We start from the raw sequence: 11801 nt of genomic DNA on the forward strand, positions 1-11801 counted from the left end.
GGACAGACCGCCGATGACAGCAGCCGCGGAACCGAAGCCCCATACTGCCCAGGGCGTATTTGTTCCGTTCGGCGGCCTCTAGACTCGCGCTCTCCCACCGCCTCTTCCCCCTCGCCCATGGCCTTTCGACCGACCTTGCTGCTGCTCTGCCTGGCCCTGCTCGCGGCCCCGCTGCGCGCCCAGGACAAGCCCGACACCAGCCCGGGCGCGACCCAGGCCGCCAGCACCCCGCAGCCCGAGCTGCCCCGGCCCCGCATCGCGCTCGTGCTCTCGGGCGGCGGCGCACGCGGCTTCGCCCACGTGGGCGTGCTCAAGGCGCTCGAAGCCGCACGCGTGCCGGTCGACCTGATCGTGGGCACGTCCATGGGCGCGATCGTGGGCGGGCTGTACGCCGCGGGCATGAACGCCGACGAGCTCGAGCGCGAGATCCTGGGCGTGGACTGGAACGGCCTGTTCAGCACGCGCCAGCCGCGCCAGGTGCTGTCGCAGCGCCGCAAGGAGGAGGACTTCGAGCTCTCGCCCGTGCTGCTGCTGGGCTTTCGCGACGGCGAGTTCCGCCTGCCCACGGGTGCGGTGTCGAGCCGCTCGCTGGAGATCCTGCTGCGCCGCTACACCCTGCCCACGCGCCACCTCGCGAGCTTCGACGCCCTGCCCACGCGCTTTCGCGCCGTGGCCACCGACATGGAGACCGGCAAGCCGGTGGTGATGGACCGCGGCGACCTGGCCGCGGCGCTGCGCGCGAGCATGTCGGTGCCGGGCGTGTTCTCGCCGCTGGAGATCGAGGGCCGCATCCTCGGCGACGGCGGGCTGGTGAACAACCTGCCGGTGAGCGTGGCGCGCGACCTGGGCGCCGAGATGGTGATCGCGGTGAACATCGGCACGCCGCTGGCGCCGCGCGACACACTGGGCTCGCTGCTGGGCATCAGCACGCAGATGATCAACATCCTCACCGAGCAGAACGTGCAGGCCAGCATCGCGCTGCTCACGCCGCGCGACCTGCTGCTCACGCCCCCGCTGGGCACGCTCACCTCGGGCGACTTCAACCGATCGCGCGAGCTGGTGAAGCTGGGCCACGACTACGCGCAGACGGTGGCCGCCTCGCTGGCGCGTTACACCGAGGACAGCGCGCGCTACGCCGCCTGGACCGAGGCGCGCCGCACCCAGGCCGAGCTCAACGCCACGCGGGTGGGCCGCATCGCCAACATCCGCTTCGAGGGCGTGAACGAACAGCGCGCCGAGCGCCTGGGCCAGGGGCTGGCGCCGCTCAAGGGCCAGCGCGCGGACGTGGACCGCATCGAAGACGACATGGAGAAGATCGCGGCCACCGGCGACTACGAGCGCATCGACTACCGGCTGGTGCGCAACCCCGACACCGGCGGCGAAGACCTGGTGATCGGCCTGCGCGAGAACAACTGGGGCCCGAACTACCTGCGCGTGGGCCTGGACCTGCGCACCGACTTCCGCGGCGACGGCAGCTTCAACCTGCGCCTGAGCCACAACCGCCACTGGCTCACCGACAGCGGCACCGAGTGGCGCAACCGCGTGCAGCTCGGCGAGACCATGGGCCTGTACTCGGAGATCTTCCAGCCGCTGGGCCTGCGCGGCAGCAGCTTTCTCTCGGCCTATGGCGACCTGTCCATCCGCAAGGTCGAGCTCTACGGCAACGACGATTCGCCCGAGGCACGCATCCGCCGCGAATCGGTGCGGATCGGCCTCGACCTGGGCTGGCCATTCGGGCCGCAAGGCTCGGTGGGCGAGTTCCGTCTGGGCGCGCTGGCGAGCGAGCGGCGCTCGACGCTGGAGCTGGTGTCACCCGACGCCACCTCGCTGCCGGCGGGGGTGCGCGCGGTGCAGTGGCGCGAGACCGGCCTGCGCGCCGCGGTGCTGGCCGACCAGCTCGACTTCGCCAACTTCCCCTCGCGCGGCTGGCGCGCGCTGGGCGAGGTGGTGGTGGGCCAGCGCACCACCACCGGCGTGCCGGGCAGCAGCAACTTCACGCGCGTGGAGGCCTCGTACACCGGCGTGCGCAGCTGGGGCCCGCACACCTTCAACATGGGCCTGCGCGTGGCGCACGCCAACCGCATCCCGCTGGGCGCGATCGACGAGTACTCGCTCGGCGGCTTCCAGAACCTCTCGGGTTTCCGGCCCGGGCAGGTGGCGGGCAATTACCTGGCCTTCGGCCGCCTGAGCTACTACCGCCGCCTGCCCTGGGACGTGGGCATCGCGCGCGCGCTGTTCGCGGGCGGCTCGCTCGAGGCCGGCAACGCCTGGATCAACCGCAGCGAGGTTTCGCTCAAGAACCTCTACGCGGGCAACAGCCTGTTCCTGGGGGCCGACACCGGCATCGGCCCGCTCTACCTCGCGCTGGTGAGCGCGCCCAAGGGCTTCACCGGGCTCTACCTGTTCCTTGGCCGGCCCTGAGCGGTCGCCGCCCGGGCGTCATTCCTTGTAGTAGACGACCTGGTGCGTGGTGGCCAGCAGCGCGCCGGCCTGGCTCCAGAGCTGGCCGCGCTGGTCGAAGTAGCCGTTGCGCATCACGCTGGCCTGGGCCTGGCCGAGCAGCCAGCCGTCGCCCACCGCGGCGAGCTCGGCCTGGCCGACGTGGAAGTACACCGTCATCGAGACGGTGCCCGCGGGCACGCGCGTGGCGCGGCGCAGCCACACGCGCGGAAAAAACACGTCGCACAGCGCGGCCAGGCTCATGAAGTCGAGCGCGCGCGGCGGTTCGTCGCGCACCCACAGCGTGCTGCGGCTGTGCTCGCCGCTGCCGTCCCACACGCGCGGAATCGCGCCTTCGACGATGCGGATGTCGTAGCGCCGCACCCACTCGACCAGCCCCGCCATGTTGGGCCGGCCGATGGCGTTGGGCGAGAGCACGCGCGGCGCCGGCTCGTCCTGCGAGCCCCAGGTCTCGCGGCGCACCGCGGTGAGCGCGGTGGCGGTGAGCACGGTCTCGCCGCCTTGCGTGATCTCGATCAGCCAGTGCTGCGTGGAGCGGTTGGTACGCACCGGCCGCGCCTGCAGCTCGAAGCCGCCGTCGGCCAGGGCGGCGCAGTAGTTGACGGTGAGCGACACCGGCTCGCCCAGGCGCTCGGGGTGCTGCCAGACCGCGTGCAGCGCCGTGGCCGCGGTGATGCCCCCGTAGGGCCCGACCATGTTGGCATACGCCGGGTCGGTGCGGCCGAGCCAGCGGCCCGGGCCCTGGGGGGCGAGCGCGATCGCGCGGTCGAAGAGATGAGCTTCCATGGCGCGCAGTGTGCACCAGCGCCGTGCACCGCGCGCAAGCGCCCGCAACGCGCGGCCCGCCTGCATGTAGCGCTTGTGACAACGAAGCAGCGTGCGGTGAAACCCGCGTGGGGTTTCCCCTCATCCTCTGCTCGGGGCGCATGCTCACAATGCCCGCGATGGCAAGCAACACCGCTGACGACTGCATCCTCGAAGCGCGGGGACTGGTGAAGGAGTTCAAGGGCTTCGTCGCCGTCAACGACGTGAACCTGCGCGTGCGGCGCGGGCAGATCCACGCGCTGATCGGGCCCAACGGCGCGGGCAAGACGACCGTCTTCAACCTGCTCACCAAGTTCCTGATCCCCACGCGCGGACAGATCCTCTACAACGGCGAGGACATCACCCCGCAAAAGCCCGCGCAGGTGGCGCGGCGCGGGCTGGTGCGCTCGTTCCAGATCTCGGCCACCTTCCCGCACCTGAGCGTGCGCGACAACGTGCGCATCGGCCTGCAGCGCGCCACGGGCAACTCGTTCCATTTCTGGAAATCGAAGAAGGTGCTCGACGCGCTCGACGGCCGCGCCATGGAACTGCTCGACACCGTGGGCCTGCGCGAGTTCGCCGACACCGTGACGGTGGAGCTCTCGTACGGGCGCAAGCGCGCGCTCGAGATCGCCACCACGCTGGCCACCGAGCCCGAGCTCATGCTGCTCGACGAGCCCACGCAGGGCATGGGCCACGAAGACGTGGAGCGCGTGACGCAACTCATCAAGAAGGTGTCGGCCAACCGCACCATCCTGATGGTCGAACACAACATGAACGTGGTGTCGAGCATCGCCGACACCATCAGCGTGCTGCAGCGCGGCCAGGTGATCGCCGAGGGCGACTACGCCACGGTGTCGGCCAACCCGCAGGTGCTCGAAGCCTACATGGGCAGCGCCGAAGCGCAGCTGCAGGGAGCGCACTGAGATGGCCGCCGAAGAACTGCTGCGCCTGAGCGGCGTGAACGCCTGGTATGGCGAATCGCACATCCTGCACGGCGTCGACCTCACGGTGCGCCAGGGCGAGGTGGTGACGCTGCTGGGCCGCAACGGCGCCGGCCGCACCACCACGCTCAAGGCCATCATGGGCATGGTGGGCAAGCGCACCGGCTCGATCATGGTCACGGGCAAGGAAACCGTGGGCATGAGCACGCACCAGGTGGCGCGCCTGGGCCTGGGCTACTGCCCCGAAGAGCGCGGCATCTTCGCGAGCCTGAGCTGCGAGGAAAACCTGCTGCTGCCGCCCGCGGTGGCCGGCGGCGGCATGTCCATCGACGAGCTCTACGGCCTGTTCCCCAACCTCCAGGAACGCCGCCACAGCCCGGGCACGCGCCTGTCGGGCGGCGAACAGCAGATGCTCGCGGTGGCGCGCATCCTGCGCACCGGCGCCAAGCTGCTGCTGCTCGACGAAATCTCCGAAGGCCTGGCGCCCGTGATCGTGCAGACGCTCGCGCGCACCATCCGCACGCTGCGCGAGCGCGGCTTCACCATCGTGATGGTCGAGCAGAACTTCCGCTTCGCGGCGCCGCTGGCCGACCGCTTCTACGTCATGGAACATGGCCGCATCGTCGAGGGCTTCACCGCCGCGGAGCTCGACGCGAAGATGGGCATGTTGCACGAGTACCTCGGCGTCTGACGCACCGGGGTGGGTCCATCCACATTCACACACGACTGAAGGAGAGCGAGACATGAAACTGGGTGCGAAGAAACTGCTGGCCACCGCGGCCGCGGCCATGCTGACGGCGGGGGCTGCACAGGCGCAGATCTCCGACGGCGTGGTCAAGATCGGTGTGCTCAACGACATGTCGGGCCTGTATGCCGACATCGGCGGCCCGGGCTCGGTGCTGGCCGCGCGCATGGCGGTGGAAGACTTCGGCGCCGACAAGAAGGGCATGAAGGTCGAGGTGGTCTCGGCCGACCACCAGAACAAGCCCGACGTGGGCTCGACCGTGGCGCGCACCTGGTACGACGTGGAGAAGGTCGACGCGATCTTCGACGTGCCGACCTCGTCGGTGGCGCTGGCGATCAACCAGATCACCAAGGAAAAGGGCAAGGCCTTCATCAACACCGGCGCGGCCACCTCCGACCTCACCGGCAAGCAGTGCAGCCCCAACACCGTGCACTGGCTCTACGACACCTGGATGCTGGCCAACGGCACCGGCAGCGCGATCGTGAAGACCGGCGGCGACACCTGGTTCTTCCTGACCGCCGACTACGCCTTCGGCCACGCGCTCGAGCGCGACACCGAGGCCGTGGTGACCAAGAACGGCGGCAAGGTGCTGGGCAAGGTGCGCACGCCGTTCCCGGGCAGCGACTTCAGCTCCTTCCTGCTGCAGGCCCAGGCCTCGCGCGCCAAGATCATCGGTCTGGCCAACGCGGGTGGCGACACCATCAACTCCATCAAGCAGGCGGCCGAGTTCGGCATCACCAAGGGCGGCCAGAACCTGGCGGGCCTGCTGGTGTTCATCACCGACATCCACGGCCTGGGCCTGAACACCGCGCAAGGCCTGATCTTCACCGAGGCCTTCTACTGGGACATGAACGACCAGACCCGCGCCTGGGCCAAGCGCTTCGCCGACCGCAACGGCGGCAAGTACCCCACGTCCGACCACGCGGGCGTGTACGCCTCGGTGCTGCACTACCTGAAGGCGGTGGAAGCCGGCAAGACCGACGACGGCACCAAGGTGGTGGCCAAGATGAAGGAACTGCCCACCGACGATCCGCTGTTCGGCAAGGGCGTGATCCGCGCGGACGGCCGCAAGACCCATCCGGTGTACCTGTTCGAGGTCAAGAAGCCCGCGGAATCCAAGGGCCCGTGGGACTACTACAAGGTGCGCGCCACCATCCCCGCCGACCAGGCCTTCCGTCCGCTCAAGGACGGCGAGTGCTCGCTGGTGAAGTGATGAACCCTGCCGGGTGGCGCCCTGCGGGCGTCGCCCGGTTTCGAGAACCGGCATGACCGAAATTTTTGGCATTCCCTCCGCGGCCCTCTTCGGCCAGTTGCTGATCGGGCTGATCAACGGCTCGTTCTACGCCCTGCTGTCGCTGGGGCTGGCCGTGATCTTCGGTCTGCTCAACATCATCAACTTCACGCACGGCGCCCAGTACATGATGGGCGCCTTCGTGGCCTGGCTGCTGCTCAACAAGCTGGGCGTGAGTTACTGGTGGGCGCTGGTGATCGCGCCCGTGGTGGTCGGCGCCACCGGCGTGGTGATCGAGCGGCTCATGCTCTCGCGCCTCTACAAGCTCGACCACCTCTACGGCCTGCTGCTGACCTTCGGCATCGCGCTCATCATCCAGGGCATCTTCCGCAACGAATACGGCTCCTCGGGCCAGCCCTACGCCATTCCCCCGCAGCTGCAGGGCGCGCAGAACCTGGGCTTCATGTTCCTGCCCAACTACCGCGGCTGGGTGGTGGCGGCCTCGCTGGTGATCTGCCTGAGCACCTGGTTCGTGATCGAGCGCACCAAGCTCGGCGCCTACCTGCGCGCGGCCACCGAGAACCCCACGCTGGTGCAGGGCTTCGGCATCAACGTGCCGCGCATGATCACGCTCACCTACGGCTTCGGCGTCGGCCTGGCCGCGCTGGCCGGCGTAATGGCCGCCCCCATCTACCAGGTGAGCCCGCAGATGGGCTCGGACATCATCATCGTGGTGTTCGCGGTGGTGGTGATCGGCGGCATGGGCTCGATCATGGGCGCCATCCTCACGGGCTTCGGCCTGGGCATCATCGAAGGCCTCACCAAGGTCTTCTACCCCGAGGCCTCCAACACCGTGATTTTCGTGATCATGGCCATCGTGTTGCTGATCAAGCCCGCGGGCCTGTTCGGCACGCAGAAGTGAGTCCCACATGAGCACGTCGTCCCCCACCCTCTCGCACGCGGGCGCCGCCCGCAAGGCCGACACCGGCCAGTCGCAACTGGTCATCGCCTTCGGCATCATGGCCGCGTTCTTCCTGATCGCGCCCGTGGTGGTGTACCCAGTGTTCCTCATGAAGGTGATGTGCTTCGCGCTGTTCGCGTGCGCCTTCAACCTGCTGATCGGCTTCGGTGGCCTGCTCTCGTTCGGCCACGCCATGTTCATGGGCAGCGCGGCCTACGCCTCGGCCCACGCGGCCAAGGTCTGGGGCTTCACGCCCGAGATCGCGATCCTCTTCGGCACCTGCTGCGCGGTGATCCTGGGCGTGGTGGTGGGCGCGCTCGCCATCCGCCGCCAGGGCATCTACTTCGCGATGATCACGCTGGCGCTCGCGCAGATGGTGTTCTTCTTCAGCCTGCAGGCCAAGTTCACGGGCGGCGAAGACGGCATCCAGGCGGTGCCGCGCGGCCACCTGTTCGGCGCCATCGACCTGAGCAACAACATGGCCATGTACGCCGTGGTGTTCGTGATCTTCATGGCCGGCTTCCTGCTCATCTGGCGCGTGGTGCACTCGCCCTTCGGCCAGGTGCTGCAGGCGATCCGCGAGAACGAGGCGCGCGCCACCTCGCTGGGCTACGACACCGACCGCTACAAGCACCTGGCCTTCGTGCTGTCGGCCGGCCTCGCGGGCCTGGCGGGCGCCACCAAGGCCATCGTGTTCCAGCTGGCCTCGCTCACCGACGTGCACTGGAGCATGTCGGGCGAGGTGGTGCTCATGACCCTGCTCGGCGGCATGGGCACGCTGTTCGGCCCGGTGGTGGGCGCCGCCATCATCGTGTCCATGCAGAACTACCTGGCCCAGCTCGGCGCCTGGGTCACCATCACCCAGGGCGTGATCTTCGTGATCTGCGTGCTGGCCTTCCGCCGCGGCGTGGTGGGCGAGATCGCGAACCTGATCAAGAAGCCGCTCTGACATTCCACGGCCACTGAAAAGACAAAGCGCCCCTTGGGGCGCTTTGTCTTTGGGGCGGGTGCCTCACACCCGCTCGAAGATCCCTGCCGCGCCCTGCCCCATGCCCACGCACATGGTGACCATGCCGTACTTCCTGTTGTGCCGCTTGAGCGCGTGCACCACGGTGGCCGAGCGGATCGCGCCGGTGGCGCCCAGTGGGTGGCCCAGGGCGATGGCGCCGCCCATGGGGTTGACCTTGGCCGGGTCCAGGCCCAGGGTGTTGATGACCGCGAGCGACTGCGCGGCAAAGGCCTCGTTGAGCTCGATCCAGTCCATGTCGTCCTGGCGCAGGCCCGCGTAGCGCAGCGCGGCCGGGATCGCCTCCACCGGGCCGATGCCCATGATGTGCGGCGGCACGCCGCGGCTGGCGTAGCTCACGAAACGCGCGAGCGGCGTCAGGCCGAAGCGCTTGACGGCGGCCTCGCTCGCGAGGATCAGCGCGCCCGCGCCGTCGCTGGTCTGCGAGCTGTTGCCGGCGGTGACCGAGCCGCGCGCGGCGAACACGGTGCGCAGCTTGGCCAGGCCTTCCAGCGTGGTGTCGGGGCGGGCGCCTTCGTCGAGGCTCACGGTGCGCGTGGCCGTGGACACCTCGGCGGTCTCCAGGTTCACGCTGCGCTCGGTGACCTCGACCGGCGTGATCTCGTCGGCGAACTCGCCGTTTTTCATGGCGATCACGGCGCGCTGGTGCGACTGCAGCGCGAAAGCGTCCTGCGCGTCGCGCGAGACCTTCCACTGCTGCGCCACCTTCTCGGCCGTGAGCCCCATGCCGTAGGCGATGCCGTACTGCTCCACGTCCTGCGTGTTGGCGAAGATGGCGGGCGACAGGCTGGGCGCGTTGCCCATCATGGGCACCATGCTCATGCTCTCGGTGCCGGCGGCGATCATCACGTCGGCCTCGCCCACGCGGATGCGGTCGGCCGCCATGGCCACGGCCGACAGGCCCGAGGCGCAGAAGCGGTTCACCGTGATGCCGCCCACGCTGTTGGGCAGGCCCGCGAGGATGGCGCCGATGCGCGCCACGTTCAGGCCCTGCTGCGCCTCGGGGATGGCGCAGCCGCAGATCACGTCCTCGATGGCCTTGGGGTCCAGGCCCGGGGCCTGCGCGAGCGCCGAGCGCAGCGCGTGCGCGAGCAGGTCGTCGGGCCGCAGGTGCTTGAACGAGCCTTTGTGCGAACGGCCGATGGGCGTGCGCGTGGCGGCCACGATGTAGGCGTCTTGAACTTGTTTGCTCATGGTGGGGCTCCTCAGTTGCGGACCGGCTTGCCGGTGTTGAGCATGCCGAGGATGCGCTCCTGGGTCTTCGGGTTCGTGATCAGCGCGCAGAAGGCCTGGCGCTCCAGCGTCATGAGGTATTCCTCGCTCACCAGCGTGCCGGGGTTCACGTCGCCACCGGTCACCACGTGGGCGATCAGGCTGGCGATGTTGAAGTCGTGCTGGCTGATGAAGCCGCCATCGCGCATGTTCACGAGCTGGCCCAGGATGGTGGCCTTGCCGTCGCGGCCAGCCACCGGGAACAGGCGCTTGTGCGGCGCGCGCCAGCCGGCGCGGAACATCGCTTTCGCTTCGTTCAGGGCCACGAACAGCAGCTCGTCCTTGTGCGGCACGATCAGGTCGGACTCCAGCAGGTAACCGATCGCGCGCGATTCGATCGCGCTCGTGCCCACCTTGGCCATGGCCGCGGCGGTGAAGCCTTCGGTGAGGAAGGGCAGCAGGTCCTTGCCGGTCGAGGTGGCGGCGTTCTCGGCCGCGCGGCGCGCGATGTAGGTGAGGCCGCCCGCGCCCGGGATCAGGCCCACACCCACTTCCACCAGGCCGATGTAGCTTTCCATGTGGGCCACGCGCTTGCTGCTGTAGACCGCGAGTTCGCAGCCGCCGCCCAGCGCCATGCCGCGGATCGCGGACACCACGGGCACATTGGCGTAACGCAGGCGCAGCATGGTCTGCTGCATGAAGCCTTCGGCGTCCTCGATCGCGGCCACGCCCACGGCCAGGAAGGCCGGCAGCATGGCCTGCAGGTCGGCGCCCACGCTGAAAGGCTCGTCGCCCGACCAGACCACCAGGCCCTGGTACTGCGCCTCGGCCAGCTCCACGGCCTGCATCAGGCCTTCGCAGACCTCGGGGCTGATGGCGTGCATCTTGGTCTTGATGCTCGCGATCAGCACCTCGCCGTCGAGCGTCCACAGGCGCACCGAATCGGTCTCTTCGACAGTGGTGCCGGCGCTCGCGAAACGCGGGCCGGCCTCGCCGAGCAGCAGCTCGGGGAAGGGCTGGCGTTCGTACACGGGCAGCGCGCGGCGCGGCTCGAACACGCCTTTGGCGGGGTTCCACGAGCCCTGTGCGGTGTGCACGCCGCCGGCCTCGGCCACCGGGCCCTTGAAGACCCAGTCCGGCAGCGGGGCCTTGCACAGCGCCTTGCCGGCATCGATGTCTTCCTGGACCATCTTCGCCACTTCGAGCCAGCCGGCTTCCTGCCAGAGTTCGAACGGGCCCTGCTTCATGCCGAAGCCCCAGCGCATGGCCAGGTCCACGTCGCGCGCGGTCTCGGCGATGGACGCCAGGTGCACGGCCGCGTAGTGGAAGCCGTTGCGCAGGATGGCCCAGAGGAACTGCCCCTGCGGGCCGCTGCTGTCGCGCAGCAGCTTCAGGCGTTCGGCCGCGGGCTTCTTGAGCATGCGGCCATAAACCTCGTCGGCCTTCTGGCCGGCGGGCACGTAATCGCCGCTTTCGAGCTCGAAGCGGAACACGTCGCGGCCCACCTTCTTGTAGAAGCCGGCCTTGGTCTTCTGGCCCAGGTGGCCCTGGTCGAGCAGGGCCTTGAGCACCGCGGGCGTGCCGAAGCTGCCGTAGAACGGGTCGGTGTCTTCGCTGAGGTTGTCCTGCAGGGTCTTGATCACGTGGGCCATGGTGTCCAGGCCCACCACGTCGGCGGTGCGGAAGGTGCCGCTGCTGGCGCGGCCCAGGCGCTTGCCCGTGAGGTCGTCGACCACGTCGAACGTGAGGCCGAAGCGCTCCACCTCTTTCATCGTGGCCAGCATGCCGGCGATGCCGATGCGGTTGGCGATGAAGTTGGGCGTGTCCTTGGCGCGCACCACGCCCTTGCCCAGGCCGCTGGTCACGAAGGTCTCGAGCTGGTCGAGGATCTCGGGCTGCGTGGTGGGCGTGGCAATCAGCTCCACCAGCGTCATGTAGCGCGGCGGGTTGAAGAAGTGGATGCCGCAGAAACGCGGCTTGATCGCCTCGGGCAGGGCCGCACTGAGCTTGGTGATGGACAGGCCCGAGGTGTTGGACGCGACGATGGCGTGCTTGGCCACGTGCGGTGCGATCTTCTGGTACAGGTCGAGCTTCCAGTCCATGCGCTCGGCGATCGCCTCGATCAGCAGGTCGCACTCGCCGAGCAGGGCCATGTGCTCTTCGTAGTTGGCCGCCACGATGAGGTCGGCGTCGGCCGCCACACCGATGGGCGCGGGCTTGAGCTTCTTGAGGTTCTCGATGGCGCGGATGACGATGCCGTTCTTGGGGCCTTCCTTGGCGGGAAGGTCGAACAGCACGACCGGCACCTTGACGTTGACGAGATGGGCGGCGATCTGCGCGCCCATCACGCCCGCGCCGAGCACGGCGACTTTTCTGACGTTGAATCGGTTCATGTTGGTTCCGTGGGCGGTGGGCGG

The 11801-nt window shown here is 68.9% G+C and carries 9 protein-coding genes; 6 read left to right on the plus strand and 3 right to left on the minus strand.

The window, feature by feature from the left end; all coding sequences use genetic code 11:
- Window positions 1-117 precede the first annotated feature (117 nt).
- Window positions 118-2421 carry a patatin-like phospholipase family protein gene (locus G9Q37_RS13070; protein WP_166227646.1) on the plus strand — a complete coding sequence of 768 codons (2304 nt, stop codon included), beginning with the start codon at window positions 118-120 and terminating at the stop codon, window positions 2419-2421.
- A gap of 18 nt (window positions 2422-2439) precedes the next feature.
- On the opposite strand, the gene G9Q37_RS13075 is transcribed toward G9Q37_RS13070, so the two are convergent.
- Window positions 2440-3246, minus strand: a complete 807-nt coding sequence (locus G9Q37_RS13075) for an acyl-CoA thioesterase (protein ID WP_166227648.1) — start codon at window positions 3244-3246, stop codon at window positions 2440-2442.
- A 158-nt stretch (window positions 3247-3404) separates the two neighbouring features.
- Here G9Q37_RS13075 and G9Q37_RS13080 point away from each other — a divergent pair, with 158 nt between their 5' ends.
- From G9Q37_RS13080 to G9Q37_RS13100, 5 genes are all read left to right on the plus strand, one after another.
- Window positions 3405-4190, plus strand: coding sequence for an ABC transporter ATP-binding protein (locus G9Q37_RS13080; RefSeq protein WP_166227650.1), 786 nt, complete (start codon window positions 3405-3407; stop codon window positions 4188-4190).
- 1 nt (window position 4191) lies between these two features.
- Window positions 4192-4899 (plus strand): ABC transporter ATP-binding protein, encoded by a 708-nt coding sequence (locus tag G9Q37_RS13085; RefSeq protein WP_166227652.1) that lies wholly within the window; start codon window positions 4192-4194, stop codon window positions 4897-4899.
- Window positions 4900-4951: 52 nt separating this feature from the next.
- Entirely contained in the window at window positions 4952-6166 is a 1215-nt protein-coding gene (locus G9Q37_RS13090; protein WP_166227654.1) for an ABC transporter substrate-binding protein, read from the plus strand.
- A gap of 52 nt (window positions 6167-6218) precedes the next feature.
- A complete protein-coding gene (locus G9Q37_RS13095) occupies window positions 6219-7106 on the plus strand; it encodes a branched-chain amino acid ABC transporter permease (protein WP_166227656.1) in 888 nt (295 codons plus the stop codon).
- Between the two features lie 97 nt (window positions 7107-7203).
- Window positions 7204-8094 carry a branched-chain amino acid ABC transporter permease gene (locus G9Q37_RS13100; RefSeq protein WP_240936664.1) on the plus strand — a complete coding sequence of 297 codons (891 nt, stop codon included), beginning with the start codon at window positions 7204-7206 and terminating at the stop codon, window positions 8092-8094.
- 63 nt (window positions 8095-8157) lie between these two features.
- Here the strand turns inward: G9Q37_RS13100 and G9Q37_RS13105 are convergent, their stop codons facing one another.
- Both G9Q37_RS13105 and G9Q37_RS13110 read right to left on the minus strand, forming a co-directional pair.
- Window positions 8158-9366, minus strand: a complete 1209-nt coding sequence (locus tag G9Q37_RS13105) for an acetyl-CoA C-acyltransferase (RefSeq protein ID WP_166227660.1) — start codon at window positions 9364-9366, stop codon at window positions 8158-8160.
- An 11-nt stretch (window positions 9367-9377) separates the two neighbouring features.
- On the minus strand, window positions 9378-11777 hold the full coding sequence (locus G9Q37_RS13110) for a 3-hydroxyacyl-CoA dehydrogenase/enoyl-CoA hydratase family protein (protein WP_166227662.1): 2400 nt from the start codon (window positions 11775-11777) through the stop codon (window positions 9378-9380).
- Between the last annotated feature and the right edge of the window lie 24 nt (window positions 11778-11801).

It is taken from the genome of Hydrogenophaga crocea (assembly GCF_011388215.1).
GTDB lineage: Bacteria > Pseudomonadota > Gammaproteobacteria > Burkholderiales > Burkholderiaceae_C > Hydrogenophaga > Hydrogenophaga crocea.